At 62.3% G+C, this 21,692-nt stretch carries 19 protein-coding genes and 1 pseudogene; 14 read left to right on the top strand and 6 right to left on the bottom strand.

Annotated features, from left to right (window positions below):
• Window positions 1-128: 128 nt before the first annotated feature.
• The 7 genes from guaA (at window position 129) to FFS35_RS08890 (ending at window position 9,613) form a co-directional block, all read left to right on the top strand.
• A complete protein-coding gene (gene guaA, locus FFS35_RS08920; RefSeq protein WP_137786740.1) occupies window positions 129-1,682 on the top strand; it encodes a glutamine-hydrolyzing GMP synthase in 1,554 nt (517 codons plus the stop codon).
• Window positions 1,679-2,515: a subclass B3 metallo-beta-lactamase gene (gene bla / locus FFS35_RS08915; RefSeq protein WP_137786739.1), complete on the top strand. Its 837-nt coding sequence runs from the start codon at window positions 1,679-1,681 to the stop codon at window positions 2,513-2,515. Before guaA ends, bla begins: the two co-directional genes overlap by 4 nt.
• Window positions 2,512-2,919, top strand: coding sequence for a GNAT family acetyltransferase (locus FFS35_RS08910; RefSeq protein ID WP_137786738.1), 408 nt, complete (start codon window positions 2,512-2,514; stop codon window positions 2,917-2,919). Before bla ends, FFS35_RS08910 begins: the two co-directional genes overlap by 4 nt.
• Window positions 2,920-2,925: 6 nt before the next feature.
• The gene (locus tag FFS35_RS08905) at window positions 2,926-3,267 is read left to right on the top strand and encodes an arsenate reductase (protein WP_137786737.1); all 342 of its coding nucleotides are present in this window, start codon (window positions 2,926-2,928) and stop codon (window positions 3,265-3,267) included.
• Between the two features lie 329 nt (window positions 3,268-3,596).
• On the top strand, window positions 3,597-6,965 hold the full coding sequence (locus tag FFS35_RS08900; protein WP_137786736.1) for a TM0106 family RecB-like putative nuclease: 3,369 nt from the start codon (window positions 3,597-3,599) through the stop codon (window positions 6,963-6,965).
• A gap of 445 nt (window positions 6,966-7,410) precedes the next feature.
• Window positions 7,411-8,253, top strand: a complete 843-nt coding sequence (locus tag FFS35_RS08895; protein ID WP_171007573.1) for a hypothetical protein — start codon at window positions 7,411-7,413, stop codon at window positions 8,251-8,253.
• Between the two features lie 205 nt (window positions 8,254-8,458).
• A complete protein-coding gene (locus FFS35_RS08890; protein WP_212742188.1) occupies window positions 8,459-9,613 on the top strand; it encodes a hypothetical protein in 1,155 nt (384 codons plus the stop codon).
• Between the two features lie 216 nt (window positions 9,614-9,829).
• On the opposite strand, the gene FFS35_RS08885 is transcribed toward FFS35_RS08890, so the two are convergent.
• Complete coding sequence (locus FFS35_RS08885) at window positions 9,830-10,189, bottom strand: helix-turn-helix transcriptional regulator (RefSeq protein ID WP_137786734.1); 360 nt, start codon at window positions 10,187-10,189, stop codon at window positions 9,830-9,832.
• Window positions 10,190-10,283: 94 nt separating this feature from the next.
• Here FFS35_RS08885 and FFS35_RS08880 point away from each other — a divergent pair, with 94 nt between their 5' ends.
• Together FFS35_RS08880 and FFS35_RS08875 are read left to right on the top strand one after the other, a co-directional pair.
• Complete coding sequence (locus tag FFS35_RS08880) at window positions 10,284-11,390, top strand: multiubiquitin domain-containing protein (protein ID WP_137786733.1); 1,107 nt, start codon at window positions 10,284-10,286, stop codon at window positions 11,388-11,390.
• On the top strand, window positions 11,387-12,769 hold the full coding sequence (locus FFS35_RS08875) for a ThiF family adenylyltransferase (protein WP_137786732.1): 1,383 nt from the start codon (window positions 11,387-11,389) through the stop codon (window positions 12,767-12,769). The genes FFS35_RS08880 and FFS35_RS08875 overlap by 4 nt, the downstream gene beginning before the upstream one ends.
• Before the next feature lie 29 nt (window positions 12,770-12,798).
• On the opposite strand, the gene FFS35_RS19970 is transcribed toward FFS35_RS08875, so the two are convergent.
• The 3 genes from FFS35_RS19970 to FFS35_RS08860 all read right to left on the bottom strand — a co-directional run bounded on the left by FFS35_RS19970 (window position 12,799) and on the right by FFS35_RS08860 (window position 14,003).
• Window positions 12,799-13,077: a hypothetical protein gene (locus tag FFS35_RS19970; RefSeq protein ID WP_171007572.1), complete on the bottom strand. Its 279-nt coding sequence runs from the start codon at window positions 13,075-13,077 to the stop codon at window positions 12,799-12,801.
• Between the two features lie 105 nt (window positions 13,078-13,182).
• Window positions 13,183-13,767, bottom strand: coding sequence for a hypothetical protein (locus FFS35_RS08865; RefSeq protein ID WP_137786731.1), 585 nt, complete (start codon window positions 13,765-13,767; stop codon window positions 13,183-13,185).
• A 50-nt stretch (window positions 13,768-13,817) separates the two neighbouring features.
• Window positions 13,818-14,003: a hypothetical protein gene (locus FFS35_RS08860; RefSeq protein WP_137786730.1), complete on the bottom strand. Its 186-nt coding sequence runs from the start codon at window positions 14,001-14,003 to the stop codon at window positions 13,818-13,820.
• A 474-nt stretch (window positions 14,004-14,477) separates the two neighbouring features.
• Between FFS35_RS08860 and FFS35_RS08855 the strand changes: the two genes are divergently transcribed.
• Window positions 14,478-15,008 carry a hypothetical protein gene (locus FFS35_RS08855; RefSeq protein ID WP_137786729.1) on the top strand — a complete coding sequence of 177 codons (531 nt, stop codon included), beginning with the start codon at window positions 14,478-14,480 and terminating at the stop codon, window positions 15,006-15,008.
• 72 nt (window positions 15,009-15,080) lie between these two features.
• Here the strand turns inward: FFS35_RS08855 and FFS35_RS08850 are convergent, their stop codons facing one another.
• Entirely contained in the window at window positions 15,081-15,743 is a 663-nt protein-coding gene (locus FFS35_RS08850) for a hypothetical protein (RefSeq protein WP_137786728.1), read from the bottom strand.
• A 363-nt stretch (window positions 15,744-16,106) separates the two neighbouring features.
• Here FFS35_RS08850 and FFS35_RS08845 point away from each other — a divergent pair, with 363 nt between their 5' ends.
• The 4 genes and pseudogenes from FFS35_RS08845 (at window position 16,107) to FFS35_RS08820 (ending at window position 20,213) form a co-directional block, all read left to right on the top strand.
• On the top strand, window positions 16,107-17,780 hold the full coding sequence (locus FFS35_RS08845; RefSeq protein ID WP_137786727.1) for a hypothetical protein: 1,674 nt from the start codon (window positions 16,107-16,109) through the stop codon (window positions 17,778-17,780).
• A gap of 363 nt (window positions 17,781-18,143) precedes the next feature.
• Entirely contained in the window at window positions 18,144-18,764 is a 621-nt protein-coding gene (locus FFS35_RS08830) for a hypothetical protein (protein ID WP_137786725.1), read from the top strand.
• Window positions 18,765-18,829: 65 nt separating this feature from the next.
• A pseudogene (locus tag FFS35_RS20310) lies at window positions 18,830-19,060 on the top strand (hypothetical protein); the annotation flags it as partial.
• Between the two features lie 94 nt (window positions 19,061-19,154).
• Window positions 19,155-20,213 carry an HNH endonuclease gene (locus FFS35_RS08820; protein WP_137786724.1) on the top strand — a complete coding sequence of 353 codons (1,059 nt, stop codon included), beginning with the start codon at window positions 19,155-19,157 and terminating at the stop codon, window positions 20,211-20,213.
• On the opposite strand, the gene FFS35_RS08815 is transcribed toward FFS35_RS08820, so the two are convergent.
• Window positions 20,210-21,574 carry an anti-phage deoxyguanosine triphosphatase gene (locus FFS35_RS08815; RefSeq protein WP_137786723.1) on the bottom strand — a complete coding sequence of 455 codons (1,365 nt, stop codon included), beginning with the start codon at window positions 21,572-21,574 and terminating at the stop codon, window positions 20,210-20,212. The two genes, FFS35_RS08820 and FFS35_RS08815, sit on opposite strands and share 4 nt — an antisense overlap.
• Between the last annotated feature and the right edge of the window lie 118 nt (window positions 21,575-21,692).

Raw genomic sequence — 21,692 nt, 5'->3', positions numbered from 1 at the left:
GCTGGAAATCTGCGTCGAGCGACTCGCCCCTACCCTGCTGGATAGGGCCGGAAGCGTTTCTGACGCGCCGCGCGGTTTGAGGCGCAGGGCCTCTTTCGCGCGCGCCGGCACATCGCTACAGGCCCGACATGGAACATCCCGACAGCATCCTCATCGTCGATTTCGGCAGCCAGGTGACCCAGCTTATCGCGCGCCGCGTGCGCGAGGCGGGGGTCTATAGCGAGATCGCGCCGTTCCAGTCAGCCGCCGCCGCCTTTGCGCGGATGAGGCCGGCGGGGGTGATCCTGTCGGGCGGCCCCGCCTCGGTGCTCGATGAGGGAAGCCCCCGCATCCCGCAGGAGATCCTCGAATCCGGCGTGCCGCTGTTCGGCATATGCTACGGCCAGCAGGCGCTGATGCATCAGCTTGGCGGCACGGTGGAAAAAGGAAGTTCCGGCGAGTTCGGCGAAGCGTTCATCGATATCGCCGATCGCTGTTCCCTGTTCGATGCGGTGTGGCGCGAGGGCGAGCGGCATCAGGTGTGGATGAGCCACGGTGACAAGGTCACCGCGCTCGCCCCGGGTTTCCGGCCGGTCGCCGCCAGCTCTGGCGCGCCTTATGCGGTGATCGCGGACGACGCGCGCCGGATCTATGCGATGCAGTTTCACCCGGAAGTCGTCCATACGCCCGATGGCGGCAAGCTGATCGCCAATTTCGCGCGCCACGTCTGCGGGCTTCGTGGCGACTGGACGATGGCGGAGTTCCGCCAGGCCAAGATCGAGGAGATTCGCGCGCAGGTCGGCAAGGGGCGCGTTATCTGTGGGCTTTCCGGCGGCGTCGATTCCGCGGTGGCGGCGGTGCTGATCCATGAGGCGATCGGCGATCAGCTTACCTGCGTTTTCGTGGACGGCGGCATCCTGCGCGCGGGAGAAGCGGAGCAGGTGGTCGGGCTTTTCCGGGGTGCGTACAATATCCCGCTGGTCCATGTGCAGGCGCAGACGCTGTTCATGGACGGCCTCGCCGGCGTCACCGACCCGGAGGCGAAACGCAAGTTCATCGGGAAGACATTCATCGAGGTGTTCGAGGCGGAGGCCAAGAAGATCGGCGGCGCGGAATTCCTGGCGCAGGGCACGCTCTATCCCGATGTGATCGAGAGCGTCAGCTTCACCGGCGGCCCGTCCGTGACGATCAAGAGCCACCATAATGTCGGCGGCCTGCCCGAGCGGATGAACATGAAGCTGGTCGAGCCGCTGCGCGAATTGTTCAAGGACGAGGTGCGTGCGCTGGGACGCGAACTGGGCCTGCCCGAAATCTTCGTCGGGCGGCACCCGTTCCCCGGCCCGGGCCTGGCGATCCGGATCCCCGGCGAAGTGACGAAGGAGCGCTGCGATATCCTGCGCAAGGCCGATGCGATCTATCTGGAGGAAATCCGTGATGCGGGCCTCTACGATGCGATCTGGCAAGCGTTCGCGGTGCTGCTGCCGGTGCGCTCAGTCGGCGTGATGGGGGACGGGCGGACCTATGACAGCGTACTCGCGCTGCGCGCCGTAACCTCCACCGACGGCATGACGGCGCAGGCGTTCGAGTTCCCCGGCGGCTTCCTCGCCCGCGTGACCACGCGGATCATCAACGAGGTGAAGGGCATCAACCGGGTAACCTACGACTACACCTCGAAGCCGCCCGGCACGATCGAGTGGGAATGAGGCTTTTCTTTCGGGGATCGCTGTGCGCCGCCGTGCTCCTTACCGGCGCTGCGCCGGCGTCGGCTGGTGATCCTCCGGCTTGGACCCGGCCGATCCAGCCGTTTAATCTGATCGGACCGATCGATTACGTGGGCACCGAGGGGCTGGCTGCCTATCTGATCCATACCAGCGCCGGTGCGATCCTGATTGATGCGCCGATGGCGGAGAACGTGGCGCGACTGGAAAAGAGCATCACGGCGCGCGTCAGGCTGCGCGATGTGAAGCTGATCCTGCTCAGCCATGCGCATTTCGACCATGCCGGTGGGCTGGCGGCGCTGAAAAAGGCGACCGGCGCTCGGCTGGTGGTGGGGGCTGGCGATCGCGATGCAGTGACCACGGGGACGCCGCCGGGCGAGACGACCTATGGCGTTATCCGGTTCCCGGCCGCAGCAGTCGATCGTGGGATCCGCGACGGTGAGGCGGTGCAACTCGGCGGTGTTACGCTTACAGCCGTGGCAACGCCGGGGCATACGCCGGGCTGCACAAGCTGGTCGATGAGGATCATGGCCGGCGGCGTGCTGCGCGACGTGCTGTTCGCATGCAGCATCACGGTGGCGGGCAATCGGCTGGTCCGCAATCACCGTTATCCCGAAATCGTCGCCGATTTTCGCCGCACTTTCGATCGGCTGGCGACGGTGAAAGCCGATATTGTGCTGCCCTTCCATCCCGAGACGACCGATTTGCTCAACCGGGCGCGTGGCGGCGCGCTGATAGATGCCGGTGTGTTGCCGGAGATGGTCGCGAAAGCGCGTGCCGCTTTCGCTGCCGATCTCGCGAAGCAGCAGATGCAATGATCGTGGAGGCGACAGGGGCGGATGAGGCCGAGCTTGTCGCGTTATGGGCAGCCTGCGGTCTGACGCGTCCGTGGAACCCGCCGTCGCGCGATATCGCCTTCGCGCTTGCAGGCGCTACCTCGACGATCTTCGTCGCGCGGGAGGATCGCGCGATCGCCGGCAGCGTGATGGTGGGGCATGATGGCCATCGCGGCTGGGTTTATTATCTTGCGGTTGCGCCAGATGCGCGGCGTGCCGGCATTGGTCGCGCGCTGATGCGAACGGCGGAAGCGTGGTTGCGCGACCGCGGCGCGCCCAAGCTGCAGTTGATGGTGCGTGACGGAAATGAGGAAGCGCTCGCCTTCTATCGCGCGCTCGGCTTTGTGGATCAGCCGGTTGCGGTGCTCGGCCGTTTCCTTGATTGAGGCGCCATGATTACGCTCTGTGGCATCCCGAACTGCGACACCGTCAAGAAAGCCCGCGCCTGGCTGGACGCGCACGGCGTCGTGTACACTTTTCACGATTATAAGAAACATGGTGTGGACGCGGCCAAGATCGCCCAGTGGGTCTCGCAAGCCGGGCTGGATCGGGTGCTCAACAGGCTCGGCACGACTTACAGGAAGCTGCCCGACGAAGTTAAGGGGCGGATGGAGGGTGAGGCGGCGGTTCAGGCGATGGTCGCGAACCCGTCAATGATAAAAAGGCCGATTGTGGAATTCGCCGGCGGGCTTTTGATCGGCTTTTCTTCTGCGGAGTGGGAGGCGGCCTTCTGATCTGCAATGGTGTCATTTCGCCTTTGGCTACACTCTACGCCAAAAAAAATGACGTGGTGTGCCGCTATCGAGCCTGCCAGCTCGATGATGTGGACACCGCATGTATCAGCGCCGCCCCGCCAGCTTTCCTCGAGCATGTAAGGTCGCGGCAGATACACGAACCATGTCGGCGAGCATCGTCCGCCAAACCGACTGAAAAATGGTGCTGCCGGTGAGGATTGAACTCACGACCTCAGCCTTACCAAGTCTGAGCGTGGGCTTTCCGTGTGTTACCGCTGATTTCCGTGTGTGGGTTTCTCACGGAAAATCAGTGCGGTAGGGGAAATCAAATGCAACGCAGAAACGCCACGGTTATCTATTCTGCTAGCGACTTAGTGAATTTCTTGGGCTGCGCGCACGCGACCGTGCTCGACATTGCCCAGCTCGATAAGCGGGTCGCCTTTCCGCCGGACGACGAGCCGACCCAGCTTCTTCAGGAAAAGGGTTTCGAGCACGAACGTGCTTATCTTGAGCGGTTGCGTGGGGAAGGCAAGGTAGTCGTCGAGATCGCCGGCGACGCCGATGTCGACGAGAAAGCCGCACGTACGCTGGCAGCCATGCGCGAAGGCGCCGACGTCATCTATCAAGGTGCGTTCCGCGACGGGCCTTGGCAGGGTTACTCAGATTTCCCGCTCAAGGTCTCGCAACCTTCAGCGCTCGGTGACTTCTCCTACGAAGTTGCTGACACGAAGCTCGCGCGGACGGCCAAGCCGAAGCATTTGATCCAGATGTGCATATACTCGGACATCCTCGCGCGTGAGCAGGGCCGTCAACCGGACGCGATGCACGTGGTGCTCGGCGATGGTTCGACGGCAAGCGTGCGCACCAACTCGGTGATCCACTATTTCATGCTCGCGCGAGACCGTTTCCTCGCATTCTCGGCGAACCCGCCGGCTGCGTCCGAAGGCGCTCCGTGCGGACATTGCACTTACTGTCGTTGGGTGAAGCGATGCGAGGACGAGTGGGACGCGGCCGATCACCTCAGTCTCGTCGCGGGGCTGACGCGGGGACAGGCCGAAGCATTGAAGGCAGCCGACGTTCCTGACCTTCGCGCTCTGGCGGCGCTGCCGCCGGAAGCCCGTGTCGACGGCATCCAGCCTGAAACGCTGTGGCGCTTGAGAGAGCAGGCTCGGCTGCAGGACCATCAACGACAGACGGGCGAACGCGTCGTCGAGCGGCTGGGCCTAGAATCAGGGCGTGGGCTAGCCCGACTGCCGCGCCCGAATGATGGGGACATGTTCTTCGACATGGAGGGCGATCCGCTCTTCGATGGCGGACTAGAGTATCTTTTCGGCATCACGACTGTCGACGACGGTGAAGAGCAGTTTCAAGCATTCTGGGCGCATGACCGTGACGAAGAAAAGCAGGCCTTCCAAGCTGCCGTCGACTTCATGGTCGATCGGATCGAACAATACCCTGACGCCCACATCTATCACTATGCCGCCTATGAGGAGACCGCACTCAAGCGCTTGGCGATGTTCCACGGCACCCGCGAGAACGCGATCGACGATTTCCTCCGTCAACAACGCCTCGTCGACCTCTATCGGGTCGTGCGCGAGGCTATCCGTACCTCTGAGCCGGCGTACTCGATCAAGAACATGGAGAAGTTCTACCTGGAAGACGCGCGTGGCGGAGAGGTGACGACTGCTGGCGACAGCATCGTCATGTATGAGCGATGGCGCCGATTGGGCGACCAGCGGCTCCTCGACGACATCGAAGCATACAACCGCTTTGACTGCGCCTCGACGCTAGCATGTCGGGACTGGCTGGTTTCGATGCGCGGCGAAGGCATGCCTTGGCTCGAACGACCCGCCACGCCAGCGCGGCCGGAAGCAGCCGAGGAGCGCAATGAGGTCGAGATGCGGCTGCACGCGATGAGCGTCGCGCTTCTCGCCGCCGAGGAACCTGGCGAAACATGGCGACCGCTACTCTCGGACTTGCTCGAATTCCACGGTCGCGAGGCTAAGCCCGACTGGTGGGCGATGTTTTCCCGACAGGACCTTCCGCACGACGCGCTGCTGGACGATCCCGAATGTCTGGCTGGCCTTGCGCCGCACCCAGACATCCCGGCGCGGCCAGAAAAGCGATCGGTGATCCACACGTTCACTTTTCCCGCCCAAGATTTCAAGTTGAAGGCGGGGAGTGAGCCCGTCCGCGCGGGTACGCTGGATCGCTCGGGCACCGTGATGTCGATTGACGAGGATCATCTGACGATCGAGCTGAAGCTCGGTCCGAGCGTCGCCGCGATCGCGCCCGGCACCGCGCTGATCCCACCGGGTCCCGTCCCAGACAAGAATCTCCGCTTGGCCATCTATCGCTTCGCGGAAGCGGTTCGTGACAACGATCTCGATCGCTATTCGGCCGTTGTTTCGATCCTGCGTCGCGACCTGCCGACGCTCCGCGGGCGTGAACCGGGCGCGCACGTGATCGCGAACGATGCGCCAGTGCTGCCTGCAACGATCGAGGCTCTGCACGCACTCCAGTCGAGCCACCTGCTTGTGCAGGGCCCACCTGGCGCAGGAAAGACCTATACCGCGTCTCACGCGATCCTTGCCTTGCTGGCGCAAGGCTATCGTGTCGGCATCACCGCGCACGGCCACAAGGCAATCAACCAACTGCTCGGTGAAGTAGAGACGCTCGTCGCAGCGAACGGCCTAAACCTACGCGGCATCAAGAAGAACAGCCGCGAGGATCAGCAGCTCGGGACCGGCCGGTGGATCGAAGAAACCACCAAGAACGACGCCGTGACGTCCGGTCACCAGCTGGTTGCCGGAACGGCTTGGTTGTTCGCCCGACCCGAGCACGACCAGGCATTCGATTACCTCTTCGTAGACGAAGCAGGGCAGTTCGGCATCGCTAACGTGGTCGCGGCGGGTGTGTGCGCGCGAAACATCGTCCTCGTCGGCGACCAGATGCAACTGGCACAGCCTATCAAGGGTACGCATCCTCGCTCGAGCGGGACATCGGCACTGAGGCACGTTCTGCAGGACCATGCGACGGTTCCTCCCGAGCGCGGAGTCTTCCTTTCCCAGACGCGCCGCATGCATCCCGACCTCTGTGAATTCGTGTCCGCTGCCGTTTACGACAACCGGCTCACTTCTGCGGCCGGCACCGAGCGTCAATCGCTCGTCGCGCCGGCCGACCTGGAACCTGGCGTCATCGCACCGTCGGGGCTTCGCTTCGTCACCGTCGAAAGCGTTGGGTGCACGCAGCGGTCGCAGCCAGAGGCGGATCGCCTCGCGCGCACCTACGGCTTGCTCCTCGGTCAGCGGTGGCGCGACAAGGATGGTGTCGAGCATCCGATAACCGTCGCCGACATCCTGGTCGTGAGCCCATACAACATGCAGGTCGAACTCCTGAAGCGTATGCTGCCCGGCGGTGCTCGTGTGGGAACGGTCGATAAGTTCCAGGGTCAGGAAGCCGCCATCGTCCTGATCTCGATGGCGACATCGAGCGGCGATGACCTGCCGCGCAACATCGAGTTCCTCTACAGTCAGAACCGGCTGAACGTCGCCATCAGCCGCGCACGATGCCTGGCGGTAATCTACGCGAACCCCAGACTCATGGAGATAACCTGCAACACGATCCCGCAGATGGAGTTGGTCAACAACTTCTGCTGGGCGAAGCAATTCGCGGACGGACAAGCGGCACAAATATGAGTGAAAGGTGCCCTCGCACCTCGATATGCAAGTGGCTGTTGCGTAGGACCCAGATAACGTCGTTCCCCTCGTCGGGACGGTGGCCGTCTCCGACGTTGCGCAGGCGCAAATGATGAAGCAGTGGCGCCGAACCAAATTGGATTTTTCTCCGCTTGCAGGGTGCGGATCTGGGGTGATTGTGGCTCGAGTCCACGTCTGTTATGCAGACGTCGTCGTGATCCATGGGGGATGAACGGTCGGGTCCGTCAGGCGTTTCTTTGGTTAGACCAAGAAGAGCGAGGCGGGCAGACGTACAGGAGCGTGACGATGGCTGCGAACGAGAGGCGTTTTCCAGGGGAGCAACACCCGCCTTCGCGGCACGAAGCCACGATAGTCCCCGTGCCGAAGAGCGAGCCGCCGCTGCGCAGCTCGACAGTCTATCCCAATGAGAGATCCAAGGACGACCGTGGCCGAAATTCAGCGAAAAGCTCGGGGGCAATTTCCGCGAACCGCCTTGCCGCCTACGCAGTCATCTAAATACTGGGCGAAGGAGAAGGACCGATACCTACGTCAGCTGCTCATCACTGACATTGAGGAGCTGACCGGTCGCGAGGCGATCGTCTATTTCGCCCAGCTCAACGAGGGCATCAACCACACGGACCCCGACGACCTTTCCGAAATCCTCGAGGACATCGAGGGGAAGAGCGTCGATCTGATCATTCAGACGCCGGGTGGCTCCGTCGATGCGATCGAAAAGTTCGTGTCCGTGCTACGGCACCGGGTCGATGATTACCGCGTCATCGTCCCGAGCTGGGCCAAAAGCGGAGGCACGGTGATCGCGATGTCGGCATCGACGATCCTACTCGGCGTCAATTCCGAGCTCGGGCCGATCGACCCGCACATGATGCTTCCCGAGCTCGGGCAGATGCCCTGCGAGTTCATCGCCCGCGACGCTTCAAAGGACCAGGTACTCCGCGACTATGCCGACGCCAACGTCAAGCGGATGCGCGGTCTGGCAGAGAAAATCCTGCGCCGAGGCATGCTTAAGGATCTCGATGACAAGGATCTTCAGACGACGCTCAACAAGCTGTCGTCGGCAACGCAATACAACTCGCACGGCGCGGTCATCGACTTTAGCGAAGCGAAAGAGCTGGGCCTGAACGTCGAGTGGATGGATCCGAAATGCGATCTGTGGCGCGCCGTCTGGCTGCTGTATTGCCTGTATGATCACGACACGAAGAGCAACGATCTCGGGCGTATCGTCGAGGGCGCGATCAACAGCATCGCGCGTCCACGGACGGACGACTGAACAAGCCGGGCCGTCTCGTATCAGACGGCGCCCCCTTGCGCGGCAACTCTCTATTATCCAGACTGCTTGAAGGGGGTGCTGCATGGGGCGACGCGAGCAGATTGCAGGTGTGATCGTTGACCGCTGAGATCGCCTCCTCAACCGCACCGCGGTGGCATTGGCAGCCGACAGCGTCGTCACGTTGGCGAGCCCAGGCCAGCGGAAGATGTACGATTCCGCAGAGAAGATCTTCGAGCTGTCGCGATTCCAGCCCGTCGGGCTTATGATCTATAACAACGCCCATCACATGAACGCGCCATTGGAAGTCGTCGTTCGCGACTTCCGCGAGAAGCAGACAACCGGGACCTTCGACAGGCTCGTCTCGGTATGGCCCAAGTTCAGCGAGTTCCTGCTCAACTTCGGACACAGCGACGAAGATGAGTTCGATCACCTCCGACAGCTCGTCGCCGCCGAGCTGAACCAGCTCAGCACTGTGCATGTGAACGCCATGCTCGAGGCGTTGCTACGAGGTCGTGGGCGTCGCGCGGTCGATCCCGTAGAGCGCGTCCGCTCTGCCATCGCAGCGCGCCAGGCCGAGGCCGAGGACGATCGCATTGACGGCTTCCTCGATGGTCATAGCGAGGCCGATTTCATTTCGCGCTACGGCGCCGTGATCGACGGCATCATCAACGTTGCCCTGAGCGGGTTGGAGGTCGACGCCTCGCTCCGCTCCCAGCTGCATACGATGATCTTCACTTTGGTGCGGTCGCGGATCCGGACCGAGGTGTTCACTGGTTTCGTATTCGCGGGCTTCGGCAGCGCCGACCAGTTTCCGACGATGCACGCCGTGGAATGGGATGGGATCTACTTCGGCGAGTTCCGGGTGATCAAAGAGCAAGTGATCGACATCGACCGGCGGGGCGCGACGGCCGCCGTCGTGCCTTTCGCCCAGACCGACATGGTCGAGCGTTTCATCTTCGGTATCGACAAGTCGTCCGAGGAGCGGCTCGAGCGCATCATGATGTCGATGGTCGGGGAGATACTGGATTCCCGGCCGCGCACATTTCCGCGAACGGCCCGCAAGGCCCTTCAGGAAGCTGCCCTCCAGCGGTTCCGGGAAGGGATCGAGGGGCTCAGCGAAGCCTCCGAGCAGGAAGTCGTCGGTGTCATCGACCACCTGTCGAAGAAGGAACTCGCGGAATTCGCTTACTCGCTTGTCGAACTCACGTCGCGCAAACGTCGATACTCGCCCGACCCCGATACCGTCGGCGGACCGATCGACGTCGCGGTCCTCACGCGTAACGAAGGATTCATCTGGGTTCGACGAAAGCACTACTTCGACATCGAGCTGAACCCCTCCTACGCGAAACGCGTTAAATGAGCAGGAGCATCCACATGCCAGGCGACGATGAGCGCACGTTGGCCATGCTGACGTCGCGTGACGAACAATTGAGACGCTACCTAAGGGACACGCCCTCGCCGGACGATGTCGTGCGAAGCGTCACCACAGCGTTCGCAGGCGACGTCGCGAGGATAATGTCGAGCGTCCAGGGCCAAAGCCTGCCCACGGGTTCCGGTAAGCGCAGCAAGCGCTGAACTATTTCTTGATGTCGACCTTCGCCATGCGCTGATAGGCGGCGGTCACCATACCGATCATCGCATCGCGGCTTTCGGTTGTCAGCCGCGCATCCGCGCTCAACAGGCTCGTGATCTGCGATAGAGCCTCGGGCCGCTGACCACGGCCGCCTGTAACGAACTCATCCGCCGACAGGCCCGACCAAGACACCAGCGCCGCCATGCTATCGACGTCGGGCCGCTTGCCTTGCGACAGGCGGGTCAGCGTCGACGCACTGACACCTGACTTCTCCGCCACCTGCTTCCAGTTGAGATCCTTGGCGGCACGGGCCCCGTCGAGCGCGAGATAGAACGCCCGCGCATTAAATTCGACATTCGGCATCAAATTTCACTCTTGCAATTACCAACTCTCGACCTCATATGAGTCGTCAGTTGCAAGAATGCAATCGAAAACCGAGCTTGAAAGGATTCTCTCCATGGATCAGCCCCAGAATACCGCCAGCATCGAACGCTTCACGGTCGTCGACGTCTCTGACGAGAGCCTCGTCTTTCGCCGCGTGCATGTCCCCGACACGACGCCGACCGGCCGCCAGGTTCTCGCGAGTCTCGGCCTCAGCCCGCACAACGAGTACATCGTCCTCCAGTGGCTGCCCGGCGGCGACATCGAAGAGGTGCGGCCGGAGGAGCAGGTCGATATGACCGGCATCGCCGCGCCGAAGCTCATCGTAGAAAAGACCGACCGCACATTCCGCTTGGTTCTCAACGACCATTCGATCGAGTGGCCCGCTAACGCCATCAGTGAACACGCGCTTCGCACGCTGGCCGCGGTCGATCCGGCACAGCACATCTACCTGCAGCGCGAGGACGAGGCCGATCTGCTCATCGAGCCCGGCACGGACGTCAACCTGAAGCATGCCGGCGTCGAGACCTTCTATACGAAAGCCGACGAGTGGAAGCTGAACGTTCAGGGCGTGACCATCAAGGGCGACACCCCCGAAATCAGCGTCCGTGATGCCCTGACGAAGGCTGGGTTCGACACCGACACGGCGTGGATCATCGTCCTGAAGTCTGCCAGCGGGCGCAGGCAGGTCGATCTCAACTACATCATCGATCTCCGCGAACCGGGCATCGAGAAGCTCCGGCTCACGCCCCGTGAGATCAACAACGGTGAGGTCGCAACGGCGCGGCATCGCGATTTCGCGCTGCTGCCGACCGACGAGGAATGGCTCACCGCCCATGGACACGACTGGGCGACCATCATTGACGCCGGACGGCGTTGGCTCGTTCTTCGGGATGTCGAACTTCCGGCGGGCTACAACGTAGGCACGACCACCGTCGCTATCGAGATCCCGACTGCCTATCCGATGGCCGAGATCGACATGTTCTACTGCAATCCGGCTCTCGCGCGCACGGACGGTCAGCCGATCCCGCAGACCCAGGTCAGCGAGACTATCACTGGTCGCGTTTTTCAGCGCTGGTCGCGCCATCGCGGCGCGATCGCGCCCTGGCGCCCTGGCAAGGACAGCGTGGTCACCCACCTGCTGCTCGTCGAGGAATCGCTCGCCCGTGAGGTGGAAAAGTGAGCCGCCGCTTGACGCTGTCGGGCATCCTCCACGCCCGCCTCGCGACCCACCTACTGCCCATCGACGGCGGCGAGGCGGCTGCGATCCTGCTATGCGGCTCGGGCGCTGGCCCGCAAGGAGACTTGATCGCGCGCGACGTGCTGCTCGTTCCTTACGACGAGTGTCGCCTTCGCGAGCCCGACATGATCGTGTGGCCAGGAGCACGACTGGCTATCGCGCAGGAGCGGGCCGAAGAAGAAGGCCTGACGCTTGTCCTCGTCCACTCCCACCCCGGTGGTCTGTTCGCCTTCTCCCACGCCGATGATGTCAGCGACGCCGAAGTCATGCGGCACCTGTTCGCGGGGTGGTGCGGCGCCACGCCCGCGCTGATCGGTTCGGCTATCATGGTGCCGGGCGGCGCGATGCGGGCGCGAGCCCACACGGCTGCGGGTGAGCGCTACAACCTCGTCGTGCGCGTAGCTGGCGACGATATCCTTCACTTCGAACCGGGCGATGGTGGCCGCAAGCCATCGATGGCGTTTGGAGATGGCATGAAAGCCGCACTTAAACGCCGCTGCGCATGCATCATTGGCGTTTCTGGTACCGGCTCGATCATGGCCGAGCAGGTCGCACGCCTCGGTTTTGGCCGCATCATCCTCATCGACTTCGATCGCGTCGAAACGAAGAACCTGAACCGCATCCTCAACGCCGTGGTCGGCGACGCCGATGCTGCCCGTCTGAAGGTCGACGTTCTGGCGGAAGCGATCGCGCGATACCGCCCCGACGCCACCGCAGAGGCGATACCCGAGACGATCCTTACCCGTGCCGCCATCGAGGCGGCGGCAGAGGCGGATGTCATCTTCTCGTGCGTGGATTCGTCCGAGGGACGACAGATCGCCGATCTGATCGCTCAGGCGTTCCTGATCCCGCTCATCGACATGGGGGTCACGATTCCCACGCGGCGGGACGAGGACGGCGATCCGGCGGTTGCCGAGGTCATGGGTCGCGTCGACTATGTCCAGCCCGGCCGGTCGAGCCTAGGAAGCCGGCGGGTCTACACGCCTGAATCACTACGAGCGGAATACCTCGCGCGGGTCGCGCCCAACGCCCACGCGGACGAAGTGGCGGAGGGCTACATCAAGGGCGTGCACGAAGAGGCGCCAGCCGTCATCGCGCTCAACATGCGCGCGGCATCGGCAGCGATGCTCGAGTATATCGCCCGAGCCTTCCCCTTCCGGCATGAACCGAACGACCGCTATGCCCGAACGTTGTTCCGCCTCGCCGAGATGGAAGACGAGACCTTCCCGGAGGGTAGCTTCGACGTCGCGGCTTCCCATGTCCTCGGCGCCGGTGCGGTGGAACCGCCGCTCGGACTGCCGGCCTTAGGAAAGGCGGGATGATCGTTTTCATCAGGCAGGTCGGCGCGCACCTAGCACAGTGGCGTGATCGGGCGTGGGCGAGGATACTCCTCCTCGCCGGGCGTAGGCCCCGAGACAAGGAATACGCCTTGGCCTTCGTCGAAGGTGACGAACTGCCCGCCGCGCTTCCCGATGGCTTTCTCGTCGTCGCGCGGGAAGATGGCGAGCTCTGGTCCGCCGGCATGATCTGTCCGTGCGGATGCGGTCGACAGCTCGAGGTAATGCTGCTCGATAACGTCAAGCCGCGATGGAGCTTGTCGGTCGATCGGCTTGGCTTGCCTACGCTCCATCCGTCGGTTTGGGCTCGTGACGGCTGCAGGTCGCACTTCTGGCTTGTCGGCGGAAAGGTCCGGTGGTGTCGCGACCTAGAAGAGGACGGCCAACCCCAGCGCCGATCAAGTCGTCGCCGTCGGTTTGGGATCTAGCACATCCCTGACCGCGGCGGCGGCGTCGCCCCGCGGCCAGAACAGGCCCACGACGCAACTCGGATTGCGAACCGCAATCTGGACGTGGGTCCGTTCGGCGAAACCGCATCCTGGATAGACCTCCGGCCCCTCCGTGAACATTCCCCGCACGGTATCGTACGGCTCGACCCTTCCCTCGGCCAACAGCCCGTGAAGATGCTTGAAGACCGCGCAGTCCAGGAATCTCAGCGAACGGTCCTGATCCGGTTGGCCCGGCACAGAGATGTTCTCCGGCACCTCCAGTCCGCCCGTCTGCTGGTGATCGATGAAGGACTCGTGCGCCTTCCTGAAGACCTCGACATCCTCGCGCGTCGTCAGGTCAAGGCAGTGACGAAGATCGATGACCGCGCCGATAACGGCACCGTGTCTGTAATGGTTGCGGCCGACCTTCCAGCTCGCCCATTCCGCGGCCCGCCGAGGATCCGATTCCCAGAAATATGCGCCGGGACCAAGCCAATCGTATTTCTTGTCGCTGGCAATGAGGTCGAACTCACCAGCGATCGCGCGCTCGCCCACCTTCCTGTCGCAGCCGTGGTAGCCGAGAAGGAAGGACGTCGTAAGACGGCTCAAGCCGCCTCGGTCTTGCGCTTACGCTCGTTCGGCACCTGGAACTGGGCGCGCAGCTTGCCCGCCTTAGTGTAGATGCCTTCGGCGATGAGAGCCGCGCGCGCGGTCTCCCTTGAGGCAGTGTTCTCCTCGGTCTTCAGCTTGATGACGGCGAGCACAGCAGCGCGCCGATCTGCGTCGTTCATGCGGTCCTCCTTGCATCAGGCCGGGTGCCACCGATCGGCACCTCTCGACCACAACGCGAATGTTAGCGGATCAGGCCCGTCTTACAAGTGCGCAGCTACGATCTGACCGTCCCGTAACGACGAGGCCTAACCGTTACGTCGGTTGATCAGTCGTGGACTAGCGGCCCGCCGCGTCGCGCGCGCGTTTCAACAACAGGAGTTGTTGAATGAAGTGGCAGAAGGGAAAAGACATTCAGCTTCGGACACGCCCCGGCGGAGCCTACGGGCTCAAAACCTAAGTTTCCGTAAACATGCGGCTCGCGAGCCGCTTTTTCCCTTCGAACCCTCATTCCCGCTCAGGACTGCATTTCGGGCGGCCGCCCGCTGGCGGCGATGCGCGCGACGTGCGCGCTCCGCCCAGGCTCGGCTTTTCCAAACTCATGAAGTGTCCCCGCAGAGCGAGGGGAAAAGAAGCACCGGACAGAAGGAGCAGAAATGAACGACAACGAACAGCAGCAACAGCGCGAGGCCGTCGCCAACTTCATGGGCGCGCTCGCCCATCTATTGACCGGCCGCCCCGGCCGCCACGCGGAATTCATCGAGAAGGTCGAATTGGTGCTGAGCGGTGCCGAACCGCACGCATTGCAACTGATGCAGTTCACCTCGAGGGTCCGCGCGACCCGCCGTCCGGTTATCTGGGTGCATTACGCCCCTGACGTGCCGAACGTGCCACAGATCGGCCTCGTCGCGCCGGACGGGAAGAAGGTTCACATCATCGAGAACTGCATGCTCTGGATGAGCGACCGGGGCAGCCGTGCGCAGCTCGTGCCGGACGGCTTCAACTTGGGTTGCTTCCGCTTCGACGATCGATTGCGATTGCGCAGGCTTGAAGAGGCGCCCGCGCCTGACTTCCAGTCCGCGCAGGATGACATGGTACGAGCCTACAATCGGCTCAACGAAATCGGGGCGGAGCAGCGCCGCAGGGGCGAAACGTTCAAGCTACCCTCATTGGCGAAGGCGGCCTGAAAGTCGCGTGTCGTCGGGCGGCCCGCCCGGCGACATCGCGCCAGCCAATAAGATGATGTCCCGACCGTGCGTCTAGTCTTCGCCGGTCGCGGCGTTCTGAATCGCGTCGAGCATGAGGCGCAGCTCATCGTCTGGCGGGGCAAATGCTCGCAGCGAGATGAGGTTCTTGTACATGAAGTCTCCCGCATTCAGCACGATCGCAGACGGGCATTCGGCAAGGCGGATGCCGAGGCGCATTGCGTCGTTGAACAGTTCGACAGGCGCTAGCGGCACCTCGTCGACACCATCCCGTGCCTCACGATTGCCCAAGGTGCGCAATATGTTCCCCTCGATCAGTGCAAGCGAACCGCCGGTTGGCATTTCGTAGGAGTCGCGCATCGATCCAGGGATTGCCTTAAGCATCCCAGCAAGCGCCAATGTCGCCAGGTCACTCCACTTCTCTTTCACGTAGCGGGCCGCAAGCGCCGGCGACATGTGCGCGTTCATCAACGCCATGGCCATCGATATCTCGGCCACCTCGGTCAGACCGTAGGTCAGATGCGCGTTCATGGTCGGCCTCGGCTTACTCGGAACTCCCAAGGCGCCAAGCTGCCTGATGCGCGCGATCAGAGCGTTCAGGCCGTTATGCCCCACATCTGACCCGCGCCCCGAGGTTTGCGGAACGTTGAACGTCTTTGCCAGGGTGCTGACTAGCGTGCCCCGAGAAATCTGAAGCCCAGACAGCGCAACCTCCATGTGTAGTGGTTAGGCAACATCCCTTGACGGATGGAGTAACACATGGCAAGCGAAAGAAAGTTGCCAAGTCACTACACATTCATGGAGCACGATCATGCATAGGGGGACGACTATTGATCGCAGGCCGCAAGCCGTCGTGCTTGAGGTGTCCGGCGCAGTGGCGGTGACGGATGGAGAACGTCTCCTCACGACCGTTGAGGCCAACGTATTTTTGCGTCGGGCCAAGGGGTTTCTCGAGAAGCGACGGTCGTCGGGGATAGATTCGCCACCGTTTATCCAAGCCTCCAAGAATGGACCGGTACGCTACAGGGTCGCAGACCTTCTCGCATGGGAAGAGGCTCGCATGCGGACGTGCACCTTCGCATGACGGACGGCTGCATCGTAAAAGACCGGACGAGCGACCTGGATGGTCGCTCCGCCGTCAATGACGACGACTTCTTCGACCCGACGAAGAAGGTCACCGCCAAAGACCTGCACCTCCTGACCGTCCGTGCCGCCCGCGATGCTGTCGCCGCCGGCGAGGTAAAGCTCCGTAGGAATAGTCGCGGTCAGCTGGACATCGGCTGGAGCGCGAAGTTGCTTGGCATCCCCCGTTTCGCAGGATATCTGCCGGGCATCCGGGAAGAGATCGAAGCGCTTGCGACGATCGACACCGCCGTCTGGATAGAGCAGCCTAAGCTGGTACGTTCCGCCGACGCGTTCGCGCGCCCCACCGCTACCGATGACCAGCTTGAAGCGCTCCGCCAGTCGGTCGCGGGATACGACATCGTCATACGCCAGGAAGAGATCGACGCCGCGCTGGACGAACTGGTGATGTGGGACGCCGACCTTGCGCTCGACGGCGGGAAGGTGCCTTGGCGAGGCGGCCAACCGGCCATTAAGCCGTGTGCCGAAGTATTGAAGTGCCGCGAGCCGGTCATCCGCCACGAAGCGGTCAATCAGGGCATCGTCGAGCTCGCCCGGCGCCACGGGGTCGTTACGATCTGTCCGTCGCGGACGATCTTAAATCCCAAACACAGCGTCGCCCTGCGACGCCGCATCGTCGACGTCGGAATCTGGCTGGGTCTCAGAAAGGAAAGGTTTCCCGTACTTAGTAGCGGCCACGTGGACTACCGCGAGGTGACGTTCATGATCGGATGTGACAAAAGCGACATCTATCGACCCTTCTTCAGAAGCGCAGTCAACGAGCAGCAATTGGCGCTCTGCAAGGCCGCCGGTTTGGATGTGCCGAACAGTAACAACCTGATCGAGGCGGAATACGGCGCAGTCCTCGATCTCGTCGAACTCGCCATTGCGGCTGAGGACCACGTTCCGATCGTCGAGAGCGACCGGATATCAAGTGCGCGAAAGTGCGAGCAACGCCTCGGCTTCGTCGCCGGGGCAAGAAACCGCTTCCCGACAATCGGTGCACGGATCAACGATATCCGCGCCCGCCTCGAAGAGCGCAGGGCGGACGAAATCGCTGGGGAGGCCATGGCTCGGCGCGTGGCCTTCGTATGTCGATCGATCGAATCGCTGATCCCGAAGTTCCTCCACGAAAAGCGCAGAGTCGCCGTCGATGCGAATGGCTCTGTGAGCATGTGTGCTCTGGAACTGAGCCTGCGGCAGAAGTTTCCCGCGCTCTGGAAGCACACCATGGTCGTCGCGTCCGTCGGGAAGCTGGTGGATGAAGTTGGGAAGGAGGACCCGGCCGACCTCAGCACCGTCCGACCTTTTGACATGGATCATACGATCAAGATCCTGTGCCGCTCGATCAGAGCGCGGGGCTTCGGTTTCCCGTGGCAATATGAAGGTTTGGAAGATTTCCGGCGAAAACTGGCCATCGAGATCAAGCAACCGGCAATCGATATCGAAGACCGCCATCTCGCAGACGTGGAAGCCGCGTGGGAATCCATGCGCACGCTCGGGCTTGCGTCGGCGCCGAGGCCGGTCCGTACGCGAAGAGGTTATAGGCCCAGCCATTCAACTGGGGGAGACACGGCTGTTCCAGATCAGTTCCGTCGCGTTGGGTGGGATCAGCGGCGGCGTCGTCTGTGATCCACAGACGGGCGCGGTCCTAGGCATGGTGACAAGTGGCCTAGACATCGCAGGCGTGAGCCTCCCCATCACATACGCGCTGCCAAGCGAGATCCTGAGGCCGTTCGTCGATGCGATCAGCTTCAACGCCACTGATGGTACCACGTGGAAATAGCAGAGCAGGGATTGCGGAAGTCTCCCGCCGAGCGCACATTGGGAGCATGACCACGAACACGAATGTGACAGTCAAGAAGCCGGTCGTCCTGGGGCGGAGCGCCGCCACGGGCCGCTACGTGTTGGCACCAGTCGTGTCCAAGAAATCGACCGTGTCAGATAAGCAGATCACGGCCGCCGTGAAGAGCGTCCTTTCCAAGAAGAAATAGGATGGCTCGGGCAGCGACGTCGACCGATGACGTCTTCATCAACTGCCCCTTCGACCCAGAGTTTGCCGCGTCGTTCCGCGCGATTATTGTCGCGATCCTCATCTGCGGCTTCCGCCCCCGATCGGCGCGGGAGCTGGACGACGGCGGGCAGACACGCATCGACAAGATCGAAAGGCTGATCGAGGATTGTCGATATGGGATCCACGACCTGTCGAGAACCGAACTAGACGACAAGCACAACCTGCCCCGATTCAACATGCCGCTCGAGCTTGGCCTTTTCCTCGGCGCCAAGCGCTACGGCGGAAAGCATCAGAAGGCGAAGAGGGTCCTGGTCCTCGATATCGAGCAATATCGGTATCAGAAATTCATCTCGGACCTCGCCGGCATCGACATCCATGAGCATGGGGGCGAGCCGATACGCGCGTTGCGCGAAGTTCGTGACTGGCTCGCAAACGTAACCAGGCGGGAGTTGCCCAGCGCAGATCGCGTGCAGCGCATTTACGAGGCATTTCTAGGTGACCTTCCCGCACTCGCCGACGCGCTCGAATTCGATCCCGACAAAATTCCCTACGTCGATTTCATGCGAATCGTCGCACGCTGGCTGCTCGAACAGCCGGACTGACAGAAGCGCTAGCGTAACCGCTTCAGATCCGTCGGCCATTGACAGAGCTCTCGCATGAAAGGAGCATAAAGGGAGCAGTTTGGCGCGAGTTGGCCTTTGATCAGCGCCAGGCGACAACCCAATTCTCATTCCTTCGTGGCGCCTTTTGTCCCGAGGAGCTGTTCTCCGCTGCTGCCCTGCTTGGCTGGCCAGCGATCGGCGTCGTCGACCGGAATATCCTCGGCGGTCTCGTCCGCGCTTGGGATGCGCAGAAGGTCACCGGCTTAAGGGCAGTGTCCGGTTGCCGCCTCGACCTTGGGGTCGGGCATCGTGCTTGGACAGCCCCCGAGGGAATCAAGATCTAGCCAAGGGATTTCAGGGCGATGGCACCAAAGCATCGGAATTTTACAAATGAAACCCAATGCCGCACTTGAAATCTCCGCAAGATGTCGCGACATCTGCCGGATGCAACGATGTATCTACTGCACGAAAACGCTAATCCCGCGAGAGACCGGGCAGGCCGCGCTCAATCCTTCGCTCGAGCATGCGATCCCATATTCGCTTGGGGGAAGCGACGGACTCGCGACCCATGACGCGTGCGTGGGGTGCAACAATAGCCTCGGCGATTCCGTGGATGCCGAATGCATCAACCAGCCGTATATCGTCATCCTGCGCCAGACGCATTCGATCCGCGGCCACGGCAGGACCGTGCCCGACTTGACGCTGCCGGCGACCAGCACGATCGGCAACGAGCCAGCCACCATGGTCCGGCCCCACAACGAACCGGCGACATTCCGTCATAAGCCGATCGTCCTACGGCAACACGAGACATACGGCGAGCAGGTTCTCGTCGTGGGCGACCACGGTCAGGTCACCGGTATCGTCGAAGGCATAGCCGCGAAGTCGAAGCGTCGCGGTGAAAGCGTCATCGACCCGACGACCGGCCAGCCGATGGACATCGCTGCATCGATTGCAGCCGCTGAACGCGAGCAATTCGGGGAGTACAAGGTCGGTTTTCCGATGGAGCTCGACGCGCTACGCCGTGGCCTGATCAAGATTGCTTTCGGTTTCGCTCACCTCGCGCTCGGCTGGCACTGGACGGGAAGCAAACACGCGCGCCGCATGCGGGCGGTCGTACGTGGCGCAGGGGGCGGCGGCGCAATCGAAAAATTCCTGACGGGGGTCGATCCCAACATCCGATCGACGCTCCCCATGGGAACTGCCGGGGCCACCGATCACCTGGTCTGCTTGATGCCTCAAGGTGCCGACACGCAGATCATCGTCTCGCTTTTCGGCGACCCGCTGCTGTCGGCCGCCATCAAGCTCGCAATCGACCCGGCGACGCTCGAGGCCGGCATAGCCGCGAACGACCGAATGATGGCGACGGTCGATCACCAGACCAGGAAGACGACATGGGTCGGCTTGGTCGACTTCACCGACCATATCAAACGATCGTCCGCAACCGTCTAGATCCGATCGAACACCGATCCCATTCGTGGGCTGAACAGCCGCTCATAGGTCTTCAACAGGAAGGAGTCGGTCATTCCTGATATGTGATCGCAGATCACCCGTTGCGGGTCCGCGGAAGCCTCATACCGGGTCAGGGTAGGACCCGGGAGCAGCGCCTTCGGTTCCGACGCCAGCGCCTCGAACACTTCGACCACCATGTTCTGCCCCTTGAATTCAAGATGCTGGACCGATGCGCTGCGGATGACCTTGGTCGCCACCGCCTTCTTGAGCTGGTTCAGGAAATCGCGCTGGGCTTTCGGCAATTCGGCACGGTACCGGAGAAGCGGCGTCCCGAATGCCTCATCCGTGGCGATGCGAACATTCGTGATGAAGTGCGCCACCATTCGGCCGATGAAGCGCTTGCGTCGATCGTGTTCCTTCAGCCCAGCGATGAACCCCTCGTACACGTCATTGCCGAATTCCGCCGGGTAGCGTTGCTTCAAGCTGTCGAGGAAGCAGCCGCACGAGGCTTCCGGTATCATCGCCCTTACGTCGTCCGCGTCCATCAGACCCATTGCGAGGGCGTCCTCCAGGTCATGAACGCCGAAAGCGACGTCGTCCGCCAAATCCATGATGCTGCAGTCGAACGACTTATAACGCGTCTTGCCATGTCCGCCGTCCTCGCGATCAAAGGATATGAAGCGATCACGATCGGCTGTCGGCAAGCGTTCCAGAAGCCACTCAACCACGTCTGCCTCGGTGTCGAGATAGCACTTGGGCGGCTTGCACGCCTTCCGGTCGATCAGGTTCACGACGCTGGTCCCACTCAGCAGCCGGGGGCGTAGATCCGGATCGTGGCTCGCCACCGCCGTGAAAGCGGCTGGATACTTCAGGATACCCAAAAGCGTGCGGCGAGACAGATTCGAGCCGGCGGATTCGGAAAAGCGCTCCAGCCGCGCGAGGATGCGCAGCGTCTGCCCGTTGCCTTCAAAGCCGCCGTCACCGCGCATGCAGTAGTTCAGCGCGACCTCGCCGCCATGGCCGAACGGCGGGTGGCCAAGATCGTGCGTCGCTCCAATCGCCTGGATGAGCGTCAGGTCCGGGATCCAGGCCGCGGCGGGGTGGTCGCGAAAGTCCTTCTGCATTTGCCGAGAAAGGCCGCCTGCGACCTGCGCCACCTCGATGGAGTGAGTCAGTCGGTTGCGGTAGAAGTCGCTGTCACCCAGGTTGAGGATCTGCGTCTTGCCCTGCAACCGACGGAACGACGCGGAATGAATGATGCGTGCGTAGTCGGTCGCTGCGGCATCTCGGGCATCTTCAACCTGTGCACGCCATGCCTCGCGGCGGTCGGACCAAGACTGATCTTCGGTTTCGTCTGGCATCCACATATCCATGATTTCGTTCGGCACCCGCCTAGCTGCTCCGCCCTGCCTCACCAACCTTTCGGCGGATCAGCCGAATATCCTCGCGCTGCCACACGTTTGGCTCAACCGTCCGCAT

The organism is Sphingomonas sp. 3P27F8 (assembly GCF_005502745.1).
In the GTDB taxonomy this organism is placed as follows: Bacteria; Pseudomonadota; Alphaproteobacteria; order Sphingomonadales; family Sphingomonadaceae; genus Sphingomonas.
The sequence above is the reverse complement of the archived record's forward strand: the minus strand, read 5'-3'. Positions and strand labels throughout refer to the sequence as shown.

Excerpts from the sequence above, each read along its gene's own strand:
- FFS35_RS08905 (WP_137786737.1), top strand. The coding sequence starts at position 2,926 with ATGATTACGCTCTGTGGCATCCCGAACTGCGACACCGTCAAGAAAGCC.
- FFS35_RS08910 (WP_137786738.1), top strand. The coding sequence starts at position 2,512 with ATGATCGTGGAGGCGACAGGGGCGGATGAGGCCGAGCTTGTCGCGTTA.
- guaA (WP_137786740.1), top strand. The coding sequence starts at position 129 with ATGGAACATCCCGACAGCATCCTCATCGTCGATTTCGGCAGCCAGGTG.
- FFS35_RS08880 (WP_137786733.1), top strand. The coding sequence starts at position 10,284 with ATGGATCAGCCCCAGAATACCGCCAGCATCGAACGCTTCACGGTCGTC.
- bla (WP_137786739.1), top strand. The coding sequence starts at position 1,679 with ATGAGGCTTTTCTTTCGGGGATCGCTGTGCGCCGCCGTGCTCCTTACC.
- FFS35_RS08815 (WP_137786723.1), bottom strand. The coding sequence starts at position 21,574 with ATGCCAGACGAAACCGAAGATCAGTCTTGGTCCGACCGCCGCGAGGCA.
- FFS35_RS08850 (WP_137786728.1), bottom strand. The coding sequence starts at position 15,743 with ATGGAGGTTGCGCTGTCTGGGCTTCAGATTTCTCGGGGCACGCTAGTC.
- FFS35_RS08845 (WP_137786727.1), top strand. The coding sequence starts at position 16,107 with ATGACGGACGGCTGCATCGTAAAAGACCGGACGAGCGACCTGGATGGT.
- FFS35_RS08820 (WP_137786724.1), top strand. The coding sequence starts at position 19,155 with ATGAAACCCAATGCCGCACTTGAAATCTCCGCAAGATGTCGCGACATC.
- FFS35_RS08885 (WP_137786734.1), bottom strand. The coding sequence starts at position 10,189 with ATGCCGAATGTCGAATTTAATGCGCGGGCGTTCTATCTCGCGCTCGAC.
- FFS35_RS08900 (WP_137786736.1), top strand. The coding sequence starts at position 3,597 with ATGCAACGCAGAAACGCCACGGTTATCTATTCTGCTAGCGACTTAGTG.
- FFS35_RS19970 (WP_171007572.1), bottom strand. The coding sequence starts at position 13,077 with ATGGAGCGTAGGCAAGCCAAGCCGATCGACCGACAAGCTCCATCGCGG.
- FFS35_RS08830 (WP_137786725.1), top strand. The coding sequence starts at position 18,144 with ATGGCTCGGGCAGCGACGTCGACCGATGACGTCTTCATCAACTGCCCC.
- FFS35_RS08860 (WP_137786730.1), bottom strand. The coding sequence starts at position 14,003 with ATGAACGACGCAGATCGGCGCGCTGCTGTGCTCGCCGTCATCAAGCTG.
- FFS35_RS08890 (WP_212742188.1), top strand. The coding sequence starts at position 8,459 with ATGTACGATTCCGCAGAGAAGATCTTCGAGCTGTCGCGATTCCAGCCC.
- FFS35_RS08855 (WP_137786729.1), top strand. The coding sequence starts at position 14,478 with ATGAACGACAACGAACAGCAGCAACAGCGCGAGGCCGTCGCCAACTTC.